At 44.2% G+C, this 23269-nt stretch carries 20 protein-coding genes and 1 tRNA gene; 10 read left to right on the top strand and 11 right to left on the bottom strand.

Annotation, left to right across the window (positions count from 1 at the left end; translation table 11 throughout):
- Positions 1-19: 19 nt before the first annotated feature.
- The gene (locus tag QW597_04770; protein ID MEM0155896.1) at positions 20-1198 is read right to left on the bottom strand and encodes a thiolase family protein; all 1179 of its coding nucleotides are present in this window, start codon (positions 1196-1198) and stop codon (positions 20-22) included.
- 209 nt (positions 1199-1407) lie between these two features.
- On the opposite strand from QW597_04770, the gene QW597_04765 reads away from it, so the two are divergent.
- Together QW597_04765 and QW597_04760 are read left to right on the top strand one after the other, a co-directional pair.
- A complete protein-coding gene (locus QW597_04765) occupies positions 1408-1992 on the top strand; it encodes a hypothetical protein (protein MEM0155895.1) in 585 nt (194 codons plus the stop codon).
- 65 nt (positions 1993-2057) lie between these two features.
- Positions 2058-2513: a peptidylprolyl isomerase gene (locus QW597_04760; protein ID MEM0155894.1), complete on the top strand. Its 456-nt coding sequence runs from the start codon at positions 2058-2060 to the stop codon at positions 2511-2513.
- A 36-nt stretch (positions 2514-2549) separates the two neighbouring features.
- Here QW597_04760 and QW597_04755 read toward each other — a convergent pair whose 3' ends face one another.
- On the bottom strand, positions 2550-4331 hold the full coding sequence (locus tag QW597_04755; GenBank protein MEM0155893.1) for an ABC transporter ATP-binding protein: 1782 nt from the start codon (positions 4329-4331) through the stop codon (positions 2550-2552).
- Positions 4315-6066, bottom strand: coding sequence for an ABC transporter ATP-binding protein (locus tag QW597_04750; GenBank protein ID MEM0155892.1), 1752 nt, complete (start codon positions 6064-6066; stop codon positions 4315-4317). The genes QW597_04755 and QW597_04750 overlap by 17 nt, the downstream gene beginning before the upstream one ends.
- Positions 6067-6344: 278 nt before the next feature.
- On the opposite strand from QW597_04750, the gene QW597_04745 reads away from it, so the two are divergent.
- Complete coding sequence (locus QW597_04745; protein ID MEM0155891.1) at positions 6345-6992, top strand: 30S ribosomal protein S3ae; 648 nt, start codon at positions 6345-6347, stop codon at positions 6990-6992.
- Positions 6993-7000: 8 nt separating this feature from the next.
- Positions 7001-7093: transfer RNA gene (locus QW597_04740), tRNA-Met, on the top strand.
- Between the two features lie 319 nt (positions 7094-7412).
- Here QW597_04740 and QW597_04735 read toward each other — a convergent pair.
- The gene (locus QW597_04735) at positions 7413-8183 is read right to left on the bottom strand and encodes an SDR family oxidoreductase (protein ID MEM0155890.1); all 771 of its coding nucleotides are present in this window, start codon (positions 8181-8183) and stop codon (positions 7413-7415) included.
- A gap of 46 nt (positions 8184-8229) precedes the next feature.
- Entirely contained in the window at positions 8230-8892 is a 663-nt protein-coding gene (locus tag QW597_04730; GenBank protein ID MEM0155889.1) for a class II glutamine amidotransferase, read from the bottom strand.
- A 296-nt stretch (positions 8893-9188) separates the two neighbouring features.
- Here QW597_04730 and QW597_04725 point away from each other — a divergent pair, with 296 nt between their 5' ends.
- Both QW597_04725 and QW597_04720 read left to right on the top strand, forming a co-directional pair.
- Positions 9189-10028: an ABC transporter ATP-binding protein gene (locus tag QW597_04725; GenBank protein MEM0155888.1), complete on the top strand. Its 840-nt coding sequence runs from the start codon at positions 9189-9191 to the stop codon at positions 10026-10028.
- Entirely contained in the window at positions 10018-10740 is a 723-nt protein-coding gene (locus QW597_04720) for an ABC transporter permease (protein ID MEM0155887.1), read from the top strand. Before QW597_04725 ends, QW597_04720 begins: the two co-directional genes overlap by 11 nt.
- Before the next feature lie 12 nt (positions 10741-10752).
- Here the strand turns inward: QW597_04720 and QW597_04715 are convergent, their stop codons facing one another.
- A complete protein-coding gene (locus tag QW597_04715; GenBank protein MEM0155886.1) occupies positions 10753-12048 on the bottom strand; it encodes a DEAD/DEAH box helicase in 1296 nt (431 codons plus the stop codon).
- Between the two features lie 268 nt (positions 12049-12316).
- On the opposite strand from QW597_04715, the gene QW597_04710 reads away from it, so the two are divergent.
- Positions 12317-14002 (top strand): TIGR04190 family B12-binding domain/radical SAM domain protein, encoded by a 1686-nt coding sequence (locus tag QW597_04710; protein MEM0155885.1) that lies wholly within the window; start codon positions 12317-12319, stop codon positions 14000-14002.
- A gap of 9 nt (positions 14003-14011) precedes the next feature.
- On the opposite strand, the gene QW597_04705 is transcribed toward QW597_04710, so the two are convergent.
- Both QW597_04705 and QW597_04700 read right to left on the bottom strand, forming a co-directional pair.
- Entirely contained in the window at positions 14012-15640 is a 1629-nt protein-coding gene (locus tag QW597_04705; GenBank protein ID MEM0155884.1) for a thermopsin, read from the bottom strand.
- 168 nt (positions 15641-15808) lie between these two features.
- Entirely contained in the window at positions 15809-16771 is a 963-nt protein-coding gene (locus QW597_04700) for a hypothetical protein (protein ID MEM0155883.1), read from the bottom strand.
- Positions 16772-16984: 213 nt separating this feature from the next.
- Here QW597_04700 and QW597_04695 point away from each other — a divergent pair, with 213 nt between their 5' ends.
- Entirely contained in the window at positions 16985-18094 is a 1110-nt protein-coding gene (locus QW597_04695; GenBank protein MEM0155882.1) for a hypothetical protein, read from the top strand.
- Between the two features lie 28 nt (positions 18095-18122).
- Here QW597_04695 and QW597_04690 read toward each other — a convergent pair whose 3' ends face one another.
- From QW597_04690 to QW597_04680, 3 genes are all read right to left on the bottom strand, one after another.
- A complete protein-coding gene (locus tag QW597_04690) occupies positions 18123-18842 on the bottom strand; it encodes a hypothetical protein (GenBank protein MEM0155881.1) in 720 nt (239 codons plus the stop codon).
- 12 nt (positions 18843-18854) lie between these two features.
- Positions 18855-19220, bottom strand: a complete 366-nt coding sequence (locus QW597_04685; GenBank protein MEM0155880.1) for a heavy metal-binding domain-containing protein — start codon at positions 19218-19220, stop codon at positions 18855-18857.
- A 327-nt stretch (positions 19221-19547) separates the two neighbouring features.
- On the bottom strand, positions 19548-19844 hold the full coding sequence (locus QW597_04680) for a hypothetical protein (protein MEM0155879.1): 297 nt from the start codon (positions 19842-19844) through the stop codon (positions 19548-19550).
- Positions 19845-20504: 660 nt separating this feature from the next.
- Here QW597_04680 and QW597_04675 point away from each other — a divergent pair.
- Positions 20505-22868 (top strand): plasma-membrane proton-efflux P-type ATPase, encoded by a 2364-nt coding sequence (locus QW597_04675; GenBank protein ID MEM0155878.1) that lies wholly within the window; start codon positions 20505-20507, stop codon positions 22866-22868.
- 120 nt (positions 22869-22988) lie between these two features.
- A complete protein-coding gene (locus QW597_04670; GenBank protein MEM0155877.1) occupies positions 22989-23120 on the top strand; it encodes a hypothetical protein in 132 nt (43 codons plus the stop codon).
- Positions 23121-23269: the final 149 nt, after the last annotated feature.

The following is a 23269-nucleotide window of genomic DNA, read 5'->3' as shown; positions in this document are numbered from 1 at the left end:
TCTCATATCATCACAGTGGTCATAATCTTTCCACTATTAGGCCGTTGGCCATTCCGCCACCTTCGCATATTGCAATAAGCCCGGTCTTCTTTTTTTCCATTTCTAAGGCGTTAATCATTGTTGAAAGGATTCTCGTACCAGTGGCCCCAAGGGGATGACCAATGGCTATGGCGCCGCCATGTACGTTCAGGTTTTCCGATGGCACATGAAACTCCTTCTGCCACGCAAGTACCACAGAAGCGAATGCCTCATTAACCTCGAAAAGGTCTATGTCGTCGATTTTCATGCCTGCTTTCTGGAGTACCTTTTTAGTTACGGGAATTGGGCCGGTGAGCATGGTAACCGGGTCAACACCGACAGCCGCGGATGAGATGATCCTGGCCCTAGGACGAAGACCATGTTCGTCCACAGCTTTTTTTGAAGCCAGGATGGCGAGGCTTGCTCCGTCCGAGATCTGGCTTGAGTTCCCGGCCGTGATCATGGTAAGTCCCGGAAACGCAGGCGGGAGTTTCGCCATTTTGTCCATGTCTATTTTTTCTCGTACCCCCTCGTCCTCGGAAACCAATATTTCAGTGCCATCGTCCAGACTGGAACTGACCTTTACTATCTCTCTGCTGGTCCTTTCCTTTGACTGGTAGGCGAGTCTGTGACTGCGCGCTCCCATATTATCCAGATCTCCCCTAGATATGTTCCATTTTTTTGCAATCATTTCCGCTCCAGCAGCCTGGCTGAACCACCCGCCATCCATTCCGTATCTTTTTCTTATTCCTTCCGATAGAGGGGAATACCCATTATTGAAATTGCTGTACATCGGGACACGGGTCATTGACTCCACCCCGCCAGCGACAACAAAATCGTAATTCCCTGACATTATTCCATACGAAGCGAAGGTTGCGGCCTGGAGACTGGATCCACATTGCCTGTCTATGGTAGTGCCGGGAACAGATTCAGGATAACCTGCGGAAAGCCATGCATTCCTTGCAATGTTAGTAGATTGCTCTCCACTCTGAGTAACACAACCAATGATGACATCCTCCACCAGAGGAAAGTAGGCATCATTACTCCCGACAACATTTTTCATGAGATCGGAAAGAAGGTCCACTGGATGCTTGTTCTTGAATTTTCCATTACGCTTGCCAATTGCTGTTCTCTTGGATTCCACCACATACACATCACCGGCCATGCCACGTTTTTCCAACAAAATCCCCACTTACTTAAGGGTTATTTATGAATAAAACTTACTGGCACAACTTCATGGTATTAACCTTTCTTTTTTAACGGGACGGTATCAGGCTATTAGACGGCAATCCAGCTGAAACATTTGAAATACCGGTTATCCCTCTTCAGGGAATAATTGATTTTATGTTTTTGACATAAAGCTTTATAAGCTATACGCAATTTCAAATTGTGGAAACCCGAGAGTCCGACGATTATCATAAGATGCTTACCAGAATAGACAGCATCAATCGTTACAGGAGTCTCATTGCGCTGCAGGATGAAATCTGGAAAATGCACAGCAAGTATCCATTTTCAGTCTATGCAAATATCAAAGGAAGGCTGGCCGAAAAGATCAGGCTGTTTGAGAGCCCAAACTGCGATAATGTTTCCATGAAAATCATTTTCATAAATGCCACCTGGGTGAACCTTGAAAAAGGAGACTGCACCGCAGCGCAGCAGAAAGGGATGAAGCTGCCAGATTATATGGCCATCAAATATCCTCATGCGGTCGACTTTGAAATTCCGCAGGATGCTCTTAAAGGCACAGCAACCGTCAAAGACGGAGAGACACAACAACAGACGGGTAGCTCTGGGCAGGAGTTTTCTATTGCCATTGAGGTGCTGCAGACCCGCCTGGAGTATCTCATAAGAATTGTAGATCACATGGAATCCCTGTACACAGCAGCGATTCCAAGGATATCTGAAAATATCAAGGAGATAAACGTCAAGCTTGACGAGCTATACAGGCGCCTTGACTCTTTCAAGCAAAGTTGAGCCAATTATCAATCGCAGTGCTAATAAGTTAGATAAGCAATCAAAGCATAGTGGAGACGAACAAAATGTCTACAGTCCTTATAGAAACTAATGTTGGGAATATAAAACTGGAACTTTTCGAAGATAAGATGCCGTTAACGGCGGGGAACTTCAGGAAACTGGTAGAGAGCAAATTCTATGATGGTACCATATTCCATAGGGTAATACCTAATTTCATGATACAGGGCGGAGACCCAACCGGCACTGGAATGGGAGGGCCTGGCTACAGTATCAAGGACGAATTTACGAAGACAAATAGAAACGACAGGGGAACAATTTCAATGGCAAATGCAGGCCCTAACACCGGTGGGAGCCAGTTTTTTATAAACGTTGTCAACAATAATTACCTTGACGGAAAACACCCAGTGTTTGGAAAAGTTATCGATGGCATGAACGTGGTGGACTCGATAAGCAAGGCAAAAACTGATAACAACGATAGCCCCCAGAACAAGATATTTATCAAAACAGCCAGAATTCTCTGATCTGAAAGAGTGAGTTTCGGGTGGTGCACTTAAAATTCATCCTTCCGTCTGGATCCTGTAGAGTTTAGCGAAGATCCCATTTGATTTTACGAGGTCTTCAAACTTACCCTCCTCTACGAGATTCCCATGATCCAGTACTATTATTTTATCCACCAGTGAAACCATGCTGAAACGGTGGGTAATGAGTATCAGTGTTTTTCCCTTCAGGTATTTTAAAAGGGCTTCCTTTATAATCCCTTCGGATTCGGGATCAATCTGAGAAGTGGGTTCGTCCATAATCAGTATCTCGGGGTCCCTGACCAGTGCCCTGATAATGGATACAGCCTGTCTCTGTCCCTCTGAGAGGTTCCTGCCCATTTCACCTATATTCGTATCAAACCCGAATTCGAGTCCCGCAAATATCTTGTCAAATCCAAAGGTGCTGCAAAGATCGTCGATGTTTTTCCTGCCTATCTCAGGCCTGTTAAAGTTTATGTTTTCATATATCGTGCCGCGGTACAGGAACTGTTCCTGAAGCACAGGTGCGATGATCTTCCTGTAACTGGTGGTCTTGATTAATTTCAGGTCACTCCCATCCACCGTTATTGATCCGCTGTCTATGTCGTAGAATTTCAGGAGTATATTGCTCAGTGTCGTTTTCCCGGCACCGGTATGGCCAACGATGCCTATCCTAGAACCCTTTGGGATCTGGATCGTGACGCGGTTGAGTGCGTTCTCGCCGTCGTAGGCGAAGCTGACTTCCTTCAGGTCTATGCTCTCGTTAAAGATCATTTCCTTTCTCCCTGAAAATGAGTCCGGTTCTACCTCACTGTCTATTATGGCGTAAATCCTTCCGACACCAACAATAGCGGACTGGTATGATGTGTATGTCTGTGAGAGCTGAATTACCGGTGCAAAGAACTCCTGCAAATAGCCGACGAAAGCGACCATAATCCCAATTGACAATGCACCAGAAAAAACCTGATCTCCTCCCGCAATGATGACTATAGCTATACCCAGTGCTTCAATAATGCCGGTTATAGCTCCATATGTCGATGAAAGTCTGTTTGCTTTCAAATTGGCAGCATAGTTCTTTCTGTTCAGGTCGTTGAAATTGTTCGCGGTCCTATCCTCAGTATTGAAGGATTTTATGAGCCTTATTGCATTTATGTTCTCGCTGAGATTGCCGGTTATGGCAGCAATAGTCCTTCTCGTTCTCAGATAATTCTTTCTTACCCTCGGCTGGATGGTAAACGTAAATGCTATCAATATAGGTATCACGATCAAAGAATAAAGGGTAAGAGTAAGGTTTAGATAAATCATAACCGAAATTGACACTAATACGGTAACCACGCCTGAAACTACCTGAGGAAGTTGAAAAGTCAGGAATTCGCTCAGTGCTTCACCGTCATTGGTTATCCTGCTTATAAGATAACCCGTTTTAACTTTACCGAAGAATGTCAGGGGAACTTTCTGTATGTTTGCAAGAGCACGATCCCGCATGCTCTTGATCGTAGCCTGGGCAACCTTTGTGGATGATATTGTTCTTATCCTGTTTGAGAAGAACTGAACCAGATAAAGACCAAAGAATGCTACTCCGAAGAAAATTAAGTCTGGAATATTATGTGAGAGAATGCTATTTATTGCAAGCCCCAGCGATACCGGGTATAGTGTGCCGGATATGGCCGTAATAGCCACGGAAATAACAACCAGCCTGCTGTCCCTCTTGAATGAAAAAATATCGTGGATGAGCCTGATAAGGCTTTTCCTGGTATCTAGCTTTCCGAAATACTGATCTTCCCTGTCGTCATAAGATCCGGCTTCAGGCGTCCATTTCACCCCCCGAGGAAAAATCGTTAGTTCCTAAATCCCTCACCGCTGCTTCACCGTCTCCAGAATCGAGGATTACAGAACCGCGATCAACTTTCAGTATTCTATCCGCGTACTTTAGAGAAGAATGCCGGTGGGTTACGTTTATTATGGTTGTTCCGGTTAGTTTTTCCTTTATTTTCCTGAACATCTCAAGTTCTGTTTCCGGATCCACGCTTGAGGTTGCATCATCAAGTATGAGAACTCTTGGATGACTAATAATGGCCCTTGCCACAGCGACTCTCTGTTTCTGCCCACCAGAGAGAGTGATTCCTCTCTCCCCTATGATTGTGGAGTAACCTTCTGGTAAACCTTCTATAAATTCAGATATATTGGCAATGTCCGCTGCCTCTCTTACCCCTTCTGTGGTTACTTCGGGGGAGCCATAAGCTATGTTTTCCCTGATAGTTCCTGAGAGCAGCGTAACCTCCTGAGGGACCATTGTGACAAACTTGCGCAGGACGTTCAAAGGAATATCCCTTATATCCGTCCCTCCCAGTTTCAGTACGCCAGAGGCTGGTTCGTAAAACCTTAAAATTAAATTAACCATGGTGCTCTTCCCAGCCGCGGTATTTCCAGTTATCCCAACAAATTCCCCCGCGGGTATGGAAAAAGTTACGTTGTTAAGTATAACCCTCTTCCCCCTTAGAAAAGTCACATTTTCGAAAGAGATCACTGATGATTCGGCACCGGATCCACCGGTCACGGAGTCCTCAATGTCACTTTCATTTAGTATGTCCCCAATCCTCTGTATACCGGCCCTCGCATTTTCAGAGAATACAACGAGTCTCCCCATGGAGCTCACAGATGGGCTTACAAGAGCGAATATATTTAACGCCGAAACAAGCGGGCCCACGGCTATACCAGAGAACATGGTGAAGAACCCGCCATATACCAGAATAATTGTAGAGGCAGCACTTAGTACCAGCGGGAGCAAATTATTGTAGAACCCCCTAAGCTCTGCGACCTTGATATATTCTTGATAGTAACTGTCGGTGGTACCTCTGAATTTTTCGACTTCGAACTCCTCTGCAGAAAACCCTCTCACAACTCTTTGCCCGATGATGTTTTCCTGCAGTTCTTCATTCATCCTCCCATAATAGCCCCTTATGTTTCTCCAGTGTAACCTTTGTTTTTTCTGGAATACCATCCCTATGTAAAGCATCACGGGAACCGAAAAAATGAAGACAATGGCATATAGAGTATCAATTGTCAGCAGGAAATACACCCCGAAAATAATCATAAACACTGTTGGAAATAGCTGAGAAAGTGTTGAAGTTATGAAATTCCTTGATGCTTCAATATCCATTGTGGTTCTCGAAAGCAGGTCTCCAGTGGTCTGATTCTCGAAGAAAAGAAATTTCTTTTTTAAAAGGTGCTTGAAAACATTGTTTCGAAGATTGTATGAATAAGTCTGCCCAAGATATAATGAGCCGTAGTTTACAATGAACTGAAAGAAGCCGGAAATGACCGAGACTTCTACGATCAGTATTGCAAAGTGTTCAAGGTGAGGGAGGTTAAGTCCCTCGATTGAAGTAACTGAGTCTCCAATCAGAATGGGAATGTACAATCTTGCAATTGTTGATACGATGGCGGCTCCCAACACAACATAAATCGCGTACTTGTTTTTAGAGAGATATTTCAGACCGAACAGCAACGGGTCGAAAACCCACAGAATTCTCCCAAAAAAACTGCCATTTGCCAAATGTTTGTTACTCCTGAATGTTGGATTTACCTAATTCTCAGATTCTCCCGTATTTATTCTTTGATTTTATTATTTTCTTCTCAGCTAATGCTATTTATATTGAGGCGAGGCAGCCTATACAGGTTGCAATTGAACATGCATCCCTCAGCATAGACCAATGCTGCTCCTTTACTCCTATCAAGAGGTTGGAGAGGCACGCAGTGAAACAGAAAGATTTAATTCGGTTTCACTATTAGGTGCCTATTACGCTTCATATTGATGGAGTTTAGAGGGATTTAATGGCAACCGAGAAGGGTCAGAAAAAAGGCAAAGACAAGTGGAAAGAAAAAACATGGTATACTCTAGTTTCACCAAATTATCTTGGTGGAAAGGAGCTTACGACTACACCTGCAAGCAGTGCTGATTTCATAATAGGCAGGAATATAGAGATTCCAGTTTCAGATTTTACGGGTAACTTTAAAAGATCCAGTGCAAAGATAGTTTTTAGAGTTGTATCTTGCCAAGGTACTAAGTGTGAGACTATGTTTCTTGGTCACAGCATAAACGATGATTACATCAGGAGGATGGTCAGGAGAAGAAAAGAGAGGATAGATATCATCACCCCGTTGAACAGCACCGATGGTTACAAGCTAGCAGTGAAAACGGTGATAGTCACTGATGGGAAGCTAACTACCTCTAAGAGAGCTACAATCAGGAAAGTGACAGAAGACTTTCTTCATTCTAAGAGCCAGCCCATGAATTTCCAGGACCTTTCTAGATATGTCATTGGTGAAGAGATCTCAAATGATATTATAGAGGCAGCAAAAGACATCTATCCGATTAAGAAGATAGAAATAAGGAAGTCTGAGGTTCTCGCCATGGGAACAACTACTGAAACTTCTCCCTCAGAGACCGTGCCAGAAACTACTTCCGAAGCCGTCTCATAGATATATTTGCCGGGGTGGCTCAGTTGGTAGAGCGTCGGACTCATAAGAGATGGAAAGTCTGAGAAATCCGAAGGTCTCGGGTTCGATCCCCGATCCCGGCATACCGATGCTGCCCGGAATGGATTGTCCATAAATGCCTTAGATATATTCGTCAAAAGATCACTAGAAAGAATTCTTGATATGCCAGCAGATCTTCCGGAGACGGATCCATTCATCCTTTAAGGCCTCGTTTCCAGATTCAAGGCAATATTTGACAATATTGAGAAGTTACAGGACAGGCTTACATATATTGGGAAAATATGAGAAAGACGAAAATACCTGTGGCCATACCAGGCATAATGCAGTTTACAGGATAATCTTTTCTCCGCCCGCCAGTCTTTTAGATCAAAAAAAATAAGGGTTAATAATTGATCTTTGAATTCACTGGGCGGTGTATCCGCCATCTATTACGAGTTCCGAACCTGTCATGAACGATGATTCGTCACTTAACAGGAAGATAATTCCATTTGCGATCTCCTCAGGCCTTCCGAGCCTTCCCATCGGGTGAAGTGCCTTAAGTGCATTGAGGATTTCATTTTTGTTTCCAGCCGATTCTGCGAATCCCTGAACCATCGGGGTATCTATGAATCCTGGATGAACGGAGTTTACCCTTATTCCGCTTTTTGCATAAAGTAGGGCGTCTACTTTGGTCATCAGCCTAACAGCACCCTTTGAGGCGTGGTATGGTGGCGCATCCTGCGATCCAACGATACCATATATGGATGAAAGGTTCACTATGCTTCCGCTCTTCATTCTCAACATGTCTGGTATAGCGTATTTTGTGCATAGGAAAACTCCGTTGAGATTTATTTCTATGACCCTATTCCACTCCTCAAGAGAAATTTCGTGCGTGGGTTTGCTCGTACCAGCGATTCCAGCGTTATTTACAAGACCATATATCGGACCCAGATCCTTTGAGATTCTGTTAAAGCCTTCCTTTATTTCATTTTCCCTTGAAACATCGAGGTGGTAAAATTTTGCTTGACCGTTTCTGCTATTGATTGCATTCTCCGTGGATTTTCCCTCTTTGTCGTTAAAATCACAGATTGCAACTCTCGCCCCCTCCCTGGCTACAGCCATCGCTGTTGCTTTTCCAATGCCCATCGCAGCACCCGTAACAACCACAATTCTACCTTCCAGCTTTCCAGTCACGGTATCACCAATTATTCATAGTGAGGTATGAAATTAAGGTCAAACCTTACAGATAAGTTATGCTATTTCTCTTCACTTCTTTCGCTGGATAGCCTTCCGGAAAGTATTCGGATTTTAAAATGCTGGATGAGAAGATGCCAGACCAATTTCCCTGATCTATCCTGTATAATTTGTTGTATTCCACATACTGTTCATTCGAAGCACTGTCGGTATAGTACAACACTTCAGGCTCCTTCCTGTTTCTATCTATTCCAATGAAAAGTAAATTTGGAGTACCCTTCAATAAGTCATCATCACGGATCTCATCGATGGACCTGCTTACCCTTTCCGAAAGACTGCCTCCCTTTGAGAGAACGAGATGAAGGAAAAGCTCGCTATCCGTGATGTTAGAGCAGTCTGAAATGCCTAACCTTTTCGCAATCCCTTTCTTTTCAAATGCTCCATTATGTGCCATGAAAATCTCGATCTCTTGAGTCGTGCCGTGATATGGGTGTGAGCTGAACAGTCCTTTTGGCTCCCCGGGAGAAGCTTTCCTTGCGTGCATCATTAGGATGCCGTTTTTGATAACAGGTATTGGAGACTCATAAACAGGTAGATTGGACTTCCAGAACGCAAGATCGCCATCGCTTAAATTTGCGTATCCCCAGCCATCGGGATGACTAGGTAAAAGTTCCGATCCGGATTCAAGAAGCGGATCATGCTGTGCCACATCCTGAAGAGCCAAAAATATTGAATTAAAATCTTCGCTGAACTCCCCATTTAAAGCAAACATTCTGCACATAATCATCAACTTCTCGCAGGTACTATCGACTTACTCATGTTATCCCGGTATTTTTGCTTACCCTTACAATATTAATGATTATCTGATAAAGTCCATCACATTGATTCAGTCATTTACCGAATAATATTCTCATCTCTTGCCATTCTGTCCCGTCAAACCTCTGTTTGACACACATTTTAAATATTCAGGCAATATAGCAAAATTCCACCGAAGGCACGCGAAAAATGATACAGATAGCCTCTTTGAGAAAGGTATACGACGACGGAACCGTGGCACTTGACGGCATAGACGCAAGTATAGAACGCAGAATCACCTCCGTTATAGGCAGAAATGGGGCCGGCAAGACGACTTTGATGCGTATACTGTCAACACAGCTGGAGCCAACCTCAGGCACCGTGACAATTGATGGGCTTGACATAATGAAACAAACTGCCGCTGTGAGAAAGAAGATCGTGAGCATACCCCAGGAAGCAACACCGATAGGCATACTAACTCCACTAGAACACGTAACCCTTTACCTTTTGGCCAGAAATTTCTCCCACAGAGATGCACAGAAAGAGGCAAAAATAGCCCTAGAGAACCTGGGCATTTCCGAATACGTCAACCACCCTGCAGATACGCTTTCCGGCGGCACCAAAAGGAAGATATTTGTTGCCATGGCAATAGCAGCAAATGCCGACACAGTATTTCTTGATGAACCTACAACAGGCCTCGACCCAGTGTCCAGAATGGAGGTGTGGTCTTCCATAAGAAAATTGAGCAGCAAGATCATAGTAACGACGCATTATATGGAAGAAGCAGAAGAGCTTGCTCAGGAGGTATACATGGTTGACAGAGGGAATATCATTGAGAGCGGAGAAGTGAAGTCACTTCTCTCAAGGTTCCACGGAAAACTACGCGCAGAGAGTCACGTTCCTATAGATGGAGCTTACCAGATTTCAAACACCTTTATCAAATATATACCAGAAGCAGACGCACAGGAATACATTTCACTGGGATGTACCATTAAGAAAGTAACCCTTGATGACATTTTCATAGATCGGGGGGTAGACCTTGAATCCTAAGTTCTCCTTTTACTTTGCATGGTATTATGGATTCAGGGTAATCGGGAGAGGTACTTCATATGTAATCGCATCAATTGTGACTCCTCTGACCCTTTTATTCCTAGTTTTTGTTCTGTCTAACGGTCGGCTCGTGCAATTCGCAGTAGTGGGCGGATTTGTTACCATGATTGCTTCCAACGGGCTTACAAGCGCATCTGATGCAGCATTCCTGAGACTGCAGGCAAGAATCCAGGATCTCTTCATTGCTACCAGCATAGGTTCCGTAGATTACATGATTGGGCTGACATTGAGCTTCCTACTGTTCACAACGCCTGGCATCGTGCTTTACGCTGCCCTGGCAGTCTTATACCACCTATTTACGGTTTTGAGAGTCCTTGAGCTGGTAGGAGTTCTTTTCCTGCTGTCACTTTCAACTTCAGCAATATCGTTTATAATTGCCGGTGCAATAAAGCACATAAGGAATGTCTGGGGCATAACCGGCATACTTTCCATCATAATGACAGTAATACCGCCGACTTTTTATCCCTATACATACCTGCCAAAATTTGTGATATATTTTCTCGCGATTTCACCGGCCACACCTGCTTCGATCATTCTGCAGGGAGCCTACGGGCTGTCACCTGTGTTTATCCTTATGATACCGGTACTACTGGTAGAAACTGTGGTTTACCTCTTGCTTGCAAGCTACTTTACAAGATGGAGAGAAAAATAATGATAGAGGTAGTTATTCTCCGGTATAAGGACGATCGGAATAATCGCCATAACTAAAATCGACGCCTTTCTTCTCGTTCCTATAGCTCGGCCGGTTTCTCTCCCTGTTTCTGCTGAAGCCGGTTCTCCTAGTATCCCGCCTGTCACCATAGTGGTTTTGCGTTACATTTACCATTTCCTTGGAAACTGCGGCCCTTATCTGGCTGTCCAGTTCTATGTGCTTAATTCTTATCTTCACTGAGCGTTCGATGTCCCTAATAAGGACAGACTCGTCCGGACTGACAATCGAAAATGCTGAACCATCCGCGCCCATTCTTGCGGATCTTCCAACTCTGTGGACATAAACATATGGTTCCGACGGCGTGTCATAATTAATAATATCTGACACATCTGTAATGTCGAGCCCCCTGGACGCCACATTAGTGGCAACAAGAAACTGCGAATTTCTCCTGAATGCCTGAAGTGCCTTCTCCCGCTGCGACTGGGAAAGATCCCCGTGCATCACAGACGCTTTGTATCCCTGCTTCACCAGTGCTCTGTACAGAAAGTCTGCATTCCTCTTCGTGTCGGAGAAGATTATAGACTTTCTAGGTTTATATTCACGTATGAATGTCAGGAGCGTCTGCAGTTTGGATGATCTCTCTGAAAGTGCATACCTGTGCGATATTGAGTTGACTGTCAGCTCCTTGTCCTGGCTGATATTGAGGTAGTGAGGATCTTCCATGTACTTCTTAGATAGCCCGGCTATCCTGTCCGGTATTGTGGCTGAAAAAAGCATTATTTGCTTTTCCGAGGGCATTATCGACATAATGTACTCAATGTCCTCTATAAACCCAAGATCAAGCATCATGTCGGCTTCGTCAAGTATCAGTATCTTTGTGTGGTTTACCTTTAGCTCTCCTCTTTCCATCAGGTCTATTATTCTGCCCGGGGTGCCAACAACAAAGTTTGGAAGTCTCCTGAGCGAATCTATCTGAACATTTATGGATGCGCCGCCATAGACAAGGCATCCCTTTATGCCGGATCCTGCTGACATTTTCTGGAAAACGTCAAATACCTGTATTGCCAGCTCTCTCGTTGGCACTATTACGGTGGCAGCCATTTTATCCTTGGGGCTGAGTTTTTGGATTATCGGAATAAGAAAGGCGCCGGTCTTTCCAGTGCCTGTTTTTGATTTTACTACAATATCCTTGCCTTCCAGGGCAATGGGTATTGCCCTCTCCTGAACTTCAGTTGGTGTTGCGAATCCCATGCTGTCAAGTGCCTTTACCAATTGTTCCTTTAAGTTAAATTCCTCGAATTTCGTCATTTTAACACGCTTGCAAATAAAAATCAGAATGTTCTATTTATCCCGCTTTTATTCTCACTCCAGTATCTTAAACTAGTATTTAACTGAAGCAGCACCGCTAATGCGATCCGTGAATGATCACTTTCACATATGATTTTAGTCTAGAAATGAACCCAGATAGTGCCTTAAGATATACGTACATCAGTGTTTTTCCTCATCGTACAACTGGTAAACCTGTATATGTCATCTGGCAAGTTTAAAATCAATACAGTAATACTGTTTAGATACCATGGGTTCGGTGAATGTTTGCTTCCTGCATGCCCCCAGCATCTATGATTTCAGAACGAGAGATTTGAAAGAGGGGCCAATCAGTGACGTTGTTCCCTCGACCCCGGTATTCGAGATGTATCCTGTTGGCTTCATTAGCATGCTCTCCTATCTGGTTAGGAATGGCTTTTCTGCGAGGATCTCGAATCTGGCCGTGCTGATGCTCTCTGACAGGAATTTCAATGCCGAGAAATACATCAAGAGGATTGATGCGGATATATTCGGTATAGACCTTCACTGGCTCCCTCACACGCAGGGGGCGTTTGAGGTATCAAAACTTGTCAAAAAAATTCACCCGGAATCGAAAGTTGTGTTTGGCGGGTTTTCCTCTTCATATTTTGCGGAAGATATTCTCAAGAACAACAGCAGCGTTGACTATATTCTTGCTGGAGATTTCATGGAAGAACAGATGAGAAAACTGGCGCTGGCGGTGGAAGACAACCTTAACCTTGAAACCGTGCCAAACCTCGTATACAGAGTAAACGGTGCAATAAAGAGAACCCCAAGGGCTGATGATCCAGATGCCGTTAAGAAAGTCTTCATAGACTACAAAACACTTGTCAGGAATGCCATTTTCCATCATGATATCCGGGGCCATCTCCCTTATTATGCATGGGTAGAGAACCCTGTTGCGATGACCATACTGCAGAGGGGCTGCCAGTTCAACTGCGGTTTCTGCGGCGGGTCACATTATGCTTACTCAAAATATTACAACAGCATATCACCCGTAAGGAGAGACCCTGAGGTTATAGGCTTGGAGCTGGAAGGCATTCATGAAACCATCAATTCCCCGGTATTCATGGCAGGCGATCTTAATGCAATGGGGGAAAAATATTATACAGCACTGTTAAACATAATACAAAATAGGGGGCTCGATCTCCCTCTGCTTACGGAATACTTTGTTCCGCCACCTGAGGAGTATTTCGCAACACTGAGTCGATTTGTCCAGAATTATGCATGCGAAATCTCCCCCGATTCTTCCGACCATTTGATACGGAGGGAAACAGGAAGATTCTATTCAAACCACGATCTTGAAAGATCCATTGAGAACGCGGCCAAACATGATTCAAAGAAATTTGACGTGTATTTCTCCATAGGTCTTCCCGGCCAGGATATGAACAGTGTCCTGAGGGATGCTGATTATCTTGAAACCATTATGAAAAAATACTCGACTAAGAAAATGCCAGTTTATGGATTCATTTCTCCTCTTACCCCATTCCTTGATCCGGGATCGCTGTTCTATGAGATGCCAGATCGCTATGGATACACAATAACCGCCAAGGGGATCATGGATTATTACAATTTACTCGATAAGGGAAGAATATGGCAGGACTTTCTAAATTATGAGAGCAAATCCATGAGCAGAGATGATCTTGTTGAGGCGACGTATCGTTCCGGAATCAAGATGGTTGAATCGGGAACAAAGCTCGGTTATATTGACAGCGTCAACGGCAAGAGAATTGTGAATAATATCCTGAGTTATATGAACGGGGAATCCTATACAGCGCAGAGTGACAAGAGCAAACATCTCACTTACCTCGTGAAGGAGATAGACTGGTCAAGGAAGCATGGAGTGAGAGCATTTTCACTGATGCTCCTGTCTTATTCGCTGTATGAAACCGTCAGAAGAGCCGTAACGAGCAACTGACCCTGTGAATCACTTTCTCCGTCTCAACCAGAGCCCTATCCCTATGAGCGCTACCAGCATAATGGCAATTGCCACAACACCAGTTGTAAATCCAGAAACGTTTACCTTTTGAAAAACAACACTGATTGTTGAATGGTCTGAACCATTAATTGTGAACTGCCCAATTGTCGAGTTCACGTAATTTGAGTCAGACGAACTCACGCTGTAGGAATAGGTTCCGTTCTGAACCCCAAAAGATAATGTTGACAGCTTTGAACTGAAGGTGTTTTCAATCCCGGAATAGTTGTAGATCTTCACAGACCACGCCGTTCCATAGGGAAGACCTGTTTCAGTGAATGTGATCTGATAAATCCTGCCTGAAAACAGATTCAGTGTCTGCCCGGCTGATATCGTGAAATTGCCAATTCTATAAATTTGATTTGACGAGACAATCGTTGCGTCATAAGTCCCAGGCATAATTGTTACATTCACATAAGAGCCTGTGAACTGGTAACTTGTTCCATTCAGTAATAGGGAACCGCTCGTAAATCCAAGAACGTTAACATTGAGAAAAGAGACAGAAGAACTGTTGTATATCATGCCAAGGCTGCCGGTACCGGCACCCATGTTCGCTGATGGTGAAACGCCCCCGGAAGCAGGCCCCTCAGTGACTGCGACGTTGTTTATTCCTTCTGCAGTGTCGCTTCCGTGATTGAATGCATTTGGAACATTCTGGTAATTGTGGCCGTTCCAGTACATAAGCTGCAGCGAAAGGTTTCCGCCGACCGCGGAGGTATTGGAACTCCCAGCAGGCCCACCCAATATGAGTTCAGAGTCATAGTACGTCCCTAGCGGTGTATAGCTGTTGCCATCCACCAAGAATACAGGAATGGTTGCTCCTTCGGCAAACGTGAAAACAGGCGTATCAAAGGTCTGCCACCCGAAACCATCATTATACTGGAAAGCCACCTGCGGCTTGCCTGACGCAAGTGATGCAGTCATCCTCAGTTCCAACGTGAAATTGGCAGTCAGGTTTTTATAAGAACCTTGTAAACTGTGAGAAGCAGTTGCAATATAGAAATTCTGTAGAGGAGAATTAGATGTGGTGTATAGTGTACCGTTTCCCGAGATTGATCCAGGGTGTAGATAAGATGAACTTGACGAGAAATTCCAGATGTTATTTATTATCATGGGTGTATAATTCTGCACACTGAACAGAACCACGTCCTGAGTCCAGTACACGTAACTCTTCCCCGCCAGGCTAAAGGTCAGGACCGTGTTGAGCTGGAAAGATAGGCCGTAATAGCCTCCATAATATTTATCTGGGTTCAGGCTGCTATTATAAGTTGACAGGCTATTTACGTTTATAATACCCTCAAACGAGGAGCTGTTATATGAGTAAGAAGAACCCGAAGGCCCGATCCCGAAATCTGCTATCCCCATTGGAGCGGGTTCGTTCTTGTAGAGTTTTGATACATCCACTTTTGACTGGGTAATGAATGTATTAGTCGGAACGCCCCCTTTTGTCATAGAATGCGTTGTAGCGGGAACTGCCATCATCCCTGAATGCCCTGCTCCACCGATAACTCCAGAAGTAAATGATAACGAAAGTAAAAACACGATAACAGTGGACAACACCACGATCCTCTTGGACTTCATTTTCACAGATGTCATTATAATTAGTTATAGAAAATACTTTGTGTTATTTGCTAGAAAAAATTTCGCACTATTTTTAAATTCCCTAAATTATAATCTGCAACAACCGAGACTGTTCAGCAAAGAGAAATTTTGGCAGGACAATGTCACAATATGAAATTTCAGCTTTTTTCAGTCAAGCCCTTGATCATTGACCTTTGATACTCTCACAACCGCATTGCTGTGATTTTTTCTAGTAGCTATATTCCAGTGGTTTCTCAGCCCGATAAGAAACTTGTTGATCAGTGAAGTATCTATAATGAAATTCGAGGTCATCACCTGACCTTTTACCTCCGCCCAGTAAAAAAGGGTACCATAATAGGCCATGATAACTTCCCTGTACACATCTGAGAAAAACTTCGATTCCAGATCCATTTCTATAAGGTTGTCATCATTGACTGGCCTGTATAATGCTTCGCCCATAACTTCCTTGGAATAAAGCTTGAACAGTATGGTATCGCTGACAGCATTTGTAAAGAACTTTGGAACAAGTATCCCGTTGTTCCTGAAGATCCCCTTATTTTCTAGGTCTATTTCCTGCGGCGTCATATTCCACTCTGTCTTAACGAGCGTGAGGTCATCCATGGGGCAACCAAAATCCCTGTAGAGCTTGATCAGGTATGGATAAGCGGCAGGCTGTGGTCCCATGTATATTATCTCATTTTTTTCAATCAGGGAATTCAAGATTTCCATCGCAACTTTAAAATTTTTCCCGAGGGATTGCTCATCGTAGTCAATCTGAACGTACAAATCGGTGGAATGAGAAAGAATGCATGGGTTCATTCTGAATCCTGGCAAACCGTTTATTTTATTCAGAATTTTCCAAAATGTCTCAAGCACAGAAAGTCTCAGCACGGTGTCCCCCATAACAAATATGCTTGAACCACTCCCACTATAACCTTCAATATTGTTTCTCTCTAAGGGTGAGATCTTCTCGCCAAGGTTTCGATAAATGTAAACCCGCTCCCCTTCGATCCCGATCAGAAAAAAGGTATTGTCAAGCTTGATCTCTCTACCGTGAAGTCCAGCTATCTTTGGCAAGATCCCTCTTACCCTGACAATAATACAGTTTCGCAAGACCTCGGAATCCCACATATGTAGATCTCTTTCGTCCATTAATATCATATTTAATTATCTATGCCCTGAAATTCGTGAAGCCATTCTCAGATCAGTAGGGTTAACCGTGTCTTAGCGGTCAAACCTGAATCGCTACTTCAACTGAATGATTTCAATCCTGAAACCCTATCCCAGATTCTATTTAGACCACATATAATAAAGATTATTAACTAAGTATAGCTATTCACTATTGTGTCGCGGAAGGATGTTATGGTGGTTGTCTCGACCCAGAAAGGTGGAGTTGTTTTGCAGTCGGATGAAGACCGAGATCAATGGTATAACGGCGATAGATTCCTTGCCGATGAAGACGTAAATAAGGTAATCACTGATAGCAGTGGCCGGATGTACGCTGCCACCCTTTCCGAGGGCGTTTTTACGTCCGAGGATTCTGGAAAAACATGGAAACCGTCGAGCAGGGGGCTCAATGTCAGGAAAGTTTGGTCACTTGCAGAGGACGTACATGAAAAAGGTGTTGTTTACGCTGGAACACAATACGGGCACCTTTTCAGGTCAGATAACGCCGGAAGAAACTGGACAGAAGTCGTTGGGCTACATGAAGCTCCAGGAAGAAAAGAGTGGGGCGTAGACTGGGGATTCGGCACTACTGGTCTGACTATCCACACTATAATATCAGACCCGGAAAAAAGTAAAAGGATTTTCATTATTGCGTCGGGCAAGGGTATTTACAGGAGTGATGATGCCGGGAATACATGGTCGATCCTGAAGGAAGGTCTTAAGGACAGTTGCCCCGTGAGTAATGCTGATTTGGCGCCTGGCATCCCAAATGAGGAACGGAAAGTCAAGATGAAAGAACACCTCGAAAGCGTTCATTCTTGCTCCCACAAGATCGTAATTTCACCTAATAACCATGCGACGATTTACCAGCAGAACCATTGCGGCGTTTATGTGTCCAATGATTTCGGGAATACCTGGACTGACATAAGCCCTGGTAATGACATGCGACATGGGTTCCCTATTGATGCCGTACATGAGAATGTGTTCGTGATACCATCGGGCCAGGGAATATGTGACGAGCATAATTCGTGCATACAGGGCCAGCTTTCCGTATATACAACCCCTGATTCAGGGAAACAATGGAAGAAAGAGACACAGGGCCTGCCTGGAAACGTTCATACCGCTGTTTTGAGGGATTCTTTCAGTCATGATTCACTTCGAGTTCCCGGTGTCTACTTTGGAACCACGACAGGCGAAGTTTACTGCTCCACTGATCTGGGAAATAGCTGGAGACAGGTTGCAAGCGGACTGGGAAGAATTCAGGGAATTACAGCACTGGTTTCATGAAGCCATATGGGGGAACAGTTCGGGGCCCTTAGAAAACTATGGCTTCACTGGGCTGCCTTTCTTCCATTGATCTTTTCAGCTTGATTACTCCAACAGTGAAAATTATTACGCCCGTTAGCAGTGTAAGTGCCCAGTATATGATTTTTATGGCCAGCGAACTGCCTGGATGGAAAAAAACCAGGTAGTCGGCGCCTACCAGGCCCCCGTCAACTGCGGAGTGCAGAATGATACATACTGCGAGATAAACCCTGCCTGATCCTGATATAAGGCCAGATTTCAGAAATGCCGCAGTACCAGTGTGAAAGAGGATGGAAAATATAATATTCAGAACCGAAAGAATCATAAGTAGACCTGCGTAAGCTGCCCCGGCTATGATATTTAATAACAGGAGATCAATGATATCCACGGCTGCAAAGCCAAGGCCAATGAAAATGGTGAGGAATTTATTTCTCGTGTCTACTGCAACATATTTCGCAGTTTCCTGTAAAATTCCCGCAATTGCTCCAAGATAAATAGAAAAAATGATAAAATTGTTCCTCTCCAGTATTGAATAGGCCTTTGCGGATGCGGTTATTCCTGACCCATGGATTTCGGCAAAAATGAATAGTGGAGCGACCTGAAATACAGATTGCACAATCAAAGCTACAAACATGAAAAGAATGCCGAGGAGGAATGCCGTAATTGCCTTCTTTCCGCTGGATAATTTGTCCTCAGGCGTTAGAAATCTTCCTCCAGTTTGCGGAATCAATCTAGAACTTGCTTATGATAGGGACACTCTCTCCATTGTGCCGGAGACATCCTCAACAACCACTGCAGTTCCGTATGCGACTATTTCATTCATTACATTTCCGACCTCGGATGTGTCGAATCTGACCTCCACGACTGCATTGGCGCCAACCTGTTCCGCTGTTTCCCTTAGGCGTTCCATGGCCATGTTTCTAGCATCGCCAAGCATCTTCGTATATTCCTTTATTTCGCCACCAGCAAGGGACCTCAATCCAGCCATTATGTTTCCGCCAAGTCCGCGGCTCCTCACTGTAATTCCAAAAATCGTTCCTATAAGCTTCGTTATTTTCATACCGGGTACATAATTAGTTGTTACAAGGATTATTTTTTCGTTCACCATTTCAAACACTCCTCCTCATTACAGTTCTACCTGTTCTATTAGGGATATAACACCCTAACTTCACTCCATTTATAAAACTTTCCGTACGATGTTTCCATGACGGCGGATTTAGGTTGCCAGGCATCTTAACCGATATAATAGAGGAGAACCGATCTTTACTATTCTGGGCGAGGTAAACCCACCGACCCATGTTTCTTAAGCATGCCGCGATTTTTCTAAAACCGTGCGGCTGTTTCTAGTTCGTATGCTACCTGATCTTAATATCAGTACACTTGCATATCATTCCGTGCAAGAGCAATTTCCGTACAGCAGTTAACCAGAGAATTGTTATTGCTTCTCCGAGTCTTCCTCGAAATTAGCCCTGGTGCCGCCGTGGGGAAAGGAAATAATAACGTCCAGCGGAATTGAAAAGGTATTACCCACTGGGACGCGCTTTCCCTGTTCGTTCCATGCAGTTTTGCGAACCATGGCTTGCTTTCTGTCCAAGCTCTCCAGAAGGAATTTTCCAGTATTCGTGTTTGGTCCTTCACCTATGACGTACGAAATTTCAATAACTTTTCCGATTTTAGTCCTAAGAGCATTGTATACGAAGTTTTCCTCAAAGTTCTCACTATTGGGTTTCATGCTTTACTCCTCACGCGTTCATCTCTCCAGTTCGACTTATTTTCCCGAGACCTCCAATAAACGTAACAGGCAGCTGATGGAATAGATCATCTACTCCTGGAAACAATGAGCAGACCCGTGTTCCAGCTTTCCTGGACTTCAGCGTTAGATGCCAGGAATGGACTGATATTTCTTGAACATAACTACTATGAATAATTATCCTGACATTGAGCAAAGGCATATTATGACGTGATCCTGCATGCCGCATTTGTCCATTATTTGCATCCACACAACGCGGAAACGACCCTGGAAACACTGTTAAGGCTATATGAAGAAATATAATTAATTTATGCTGCCACTGCCATAGTGTGCATAAAAATCATTTTCTGGCAGCAAGACCTAATTCCGGAATTAGAAACTGATAATGCGGAGGCAACTCGTTTAGCTCTGGCTTTAGAATAATGTCATTGCCGAACTTCAATTTTGACAACATGTTTTGTTAGTCATTCAGCGTTCCCGCAGATATCGCAGAGAACATCTTTAATACTTATGAATTCATTCAAGGCACAGTGCCAGCAATATTGATCGCACACAAATGGGAATGTTCGGAATTTTTGAAATGTTTTATTTCCACAGGAACACATTGCGAGGAGTACAAAACAGAAATAGGGGGCAGCTTCTTTGCCAGATAAGTTTGATGAAGTTTCATCTGCAGAAAGCCTCAGAATATTGAATTCATCCGAAAATGGACTGAATACTGGGGAAGTTACCCAAAGGCAGGAGAAATATGGACGCAATGTAATAGAGGAAAAGGGAGAAAGCGGTGTCGTAAAACTGCTCAGGAAATTCTGGGCTCCTGTTCCTTGGATGCTGGAGATTACCGCTGTGTTCACCTATTTAATCGGGAAACAACTTGACACATACATCATTGTCGCATTGCTACTCTTCAACAGTATAATAAGCTATTTTCAGGAATCAAAAGCTGATGATGCGGTCAAAATGCTCACTGAAAGGGTTAATGTTTCAGCTAGGACACTCAGGGATGGAACTTGGAAACTTATTCCATCGGCTGAACTCGTTCCAGGAGATATTGTCCATGTTCGGATGGGTGACATCGTCCCTGCCGACATCAAGGTAATCTCTGGAGAGGTTCTCTCGGACCAGTCTGCACTCACCGGAGAATCCGAACCCGTACGAAGGTCAACTGATGGCAGGATATATTCTGGCTCCGTTACCAGGGGTGGTGAGGTAACTGGTGTTGTTGTTGCTACCGGAAGCACGACCTTCTTCGGAAGAACAGCTGAACTGGTTAATCAGGCAAAGGCAGGTTCCCATCTCGAATCACTCATACTTTCCATCGTGAAATATCTTGCGGCCATAGATGCTGTTCTTGTCGTGGCTCTCATAGGATTCGCAGTTTTATATGGGGTTTCCATACTGGATGCTCTGCCTTTTTCACTGGTTGTCTTAATAGCCTCGATTCCAGTTGCCCTTCCAGCCACGTTTACGATTGCTACAGCGTACGGCGCAATTGATCTTTCGAAAAATGGCGCCCTTGTGACCAAGCTAAGTGCAATAGAAGATGCCGCCTCAATGGAATACATATGCTTTGACAAGACAGGGACGCTGACACAGAATAGGATTTCCGTGGTAGCCCCCATCGCCTTGGGATGCGATCAAGCAGATCTTATCCGATATGCAATGCTTGCGTCTGATGAGGCGAGCATGGACTCCATCGATAATGCTATACTTGCCTATGGGAAAGCGAACGGAATTGATACCCATTCCGTCACCCGGATCAAATTTACTCCATTCAACCCTGCGCTCAAACGTACTGAATCCGAAGTCGAGATCAACGGTTCGAGAGTGACTGTGACCAAGGGAGCTCCGCAGGTAATTGTCAGCGTGTGTCATCTTGATAACCAAGAAGACGTAATGTCCAGAGTCAGAACTCTTTCCCTTAAAGGTTACAGAACTCTGGGTGTAGGAGTGAGGAGAAATTCTGAATGGCAATTCTGCGGTATAATACCTCTTCATGACCCTCCGAGACCGGATTCTTCTGAACTTGTCGGGCAGCTCAAGGATCTCGGGATCAAAACGAGGATGGCCACGGGCGATTCAACCGCAATTGCCCTAGAAATCGCAAAAGAAGTGGGTATCGGAGAGAGAATTTGCAAGATTGGCGATCTTAAGTCTGGCAAGGTGAAAATTGATGATTGCGATGCCTTTGCAGAGGTCTTTCCCGAAGATAAGTTCGCCATAGTTACGAAGCTGCAGGATCAAGGCTATATTTCCGGCATGACCGGCGACGGAGTGAATGATGCTCCAGCACTCAAGCAGGCTGAGGTGGGCATTGCCGTTGCCTCTGCGACTGACGTTGCGAAGGCTTCTGCGAGTATTGTGCTGACGCATGAGGGACTCGCAGACATTGTCAGTGCAGTGGAGAACGGCAGAAAAATATTCCAGAGGATGCTCACATATACCCTTAACAAGATTATAAAAACTATACAGGTCGCGTTATTCCTCACAACCTCTTTCTTCATTTTTCGTTTTTTCGTAACAACTCCATTTGACGTGATACTGCTACTTTTTGCGAATGATTTCGTGACCATGGCAATTGCCACGGATAACGTAACTTATTCCAGACGCCCTGAGAAGTGGAATGTAAGATCACTTGTTGGATCATCAATGAGCCTTGCCCTTATGATACTCCTTGAATCATTTGCTATACTGGAAATCGGTATTATACTGGGACTGAACATAAGCCAGATAAATACGTTCATATTTGATATGCTTGTGTTTTCCGGGCAGTTCACGGTTTACATGGTAAGATCCAGGAGAAGGTTCTGGGATTCCAGGCCGTCCCGGTGGCTGCTCACAGCATCCACAGCTGATATTGTTGTGATAACCCTGATCTCATGGTTGGGAATACTCGTCACTCCAATTCCACTGGCAGACGTATTAATGGTTCTCCTGGTGACGTTCGTCTCCATGGCGATCATTGATCTTGCGAAAAATGTCGTTTTCCGCCATTTCGGCATATGATTACCCTTTATATGTGAGAGGATTTGGAGATTCAGTAGCTACGGAGAACCGTTCGTTCATGCGTGGTGCCATAACTCTGTTTCTTGATTGCAATCGCAATTCGTATCTAGTTTCCTTTTAGTGGATGACACATCAGTATACACGCAGGGATGGCTCGACAATGCCAAAACCGACGGGGATGAGTTCGGGAAGGAGAACCTCGACAGGATTATAAATAACGCCAGGGAAAAGGAAAGCCAAACGCATAAATAAGTCAACTCTATGGTATCAAAAGAATATGCTGAATCAGGGGAAAGCGATTAAAGTTTATAATAAAACAATGGTGAGGATCGAATGAGCGATAAAGTCCCTGTTGATTATGCATTATGGAAAATCAACGAAATGTTTAAGGTAGTTGATAT

Source organism: Thermoplasmataceae archaeon (assembly GCA_038729425.1).
Lineage (GTDB): Archaea > Thermoplasmatota > Thermoplasmata > Thermoplasmatales > Thermoplasmataceae > B-DKE.
Note: the sequence above shows the minus strand (reverse complement) of the source record. Positions and strands in the feature narration are given on the sequence as shown.

What these genes read in the sequence shown, in the direction of transcription:
- QW597_04760 (MEM0155894.1), top strand. Translation starts at nt 2,058, where the DNA reads ATGTCTACAGTCCTTATAGAAACTAATGTTGGGAATATAAAACTGGAA.
- QW597_04745 (MEM0155891.1), top strand. Translation starts at nt 6,345, where the DNA reads ATGGCAACCGAGAAGGGTCAGAAAAAAGGCAAAGACAAGTGGAAAGAA.
- QW597_04725 (MEM0155888.1), top strand. Translation starts at nt 9,189, where the DNA reads ATGATACAGATAGCCTCTTTGAGAAAGGTATACGACGACGGAACCGTG.
- QW597_04715 (MEM0155886.1), bottom strand. Translation starts at nt 12,048, where the DNA reads ATGACGAAATTCGAGGAATTTAACTTAAAGGAACAATTGGTAAAGGCA.
- QW597_04710 (MEM0155885.1), top strand. Translation starts at nt 12,317, where the DNA reads ATGGGTTCGGTGAATGTTTGCTTCCTGCATGCCCCCAGCATCTATGAT.
- QW597_04705 (MEM0155884.1), bottom strand. Translation starts at nt 15,640, where the DNA reads ATGAAGTCCAAGAGGATCGTGGTGTTGTCCACTGTTATCGTGTTTTTA.
- QW597_04700 (MEM0155883.1), bottom strand. Translation starts at nt 16,771, where the DNA reads ATGTGGGATTCCGAGGTCTTGCGAAACTGTATTATTGTCAGGGTAAGA.
- QW597_04685 (MEM0155880.1), bottom strand. Translation starts at nt 19,220, where the DNA reads ATGGTGAACGAAAAAATAATCCTTGTAACAACTAATTATGTACCCGGT.
- QW597_04680 (MEM0155879.1), bottom strand. Translation starts at nt 19,844, where the DNA reads ATGAAACCCAATAGTGAGAACTTTGAGGAAAACTTCGTATACAATGCT.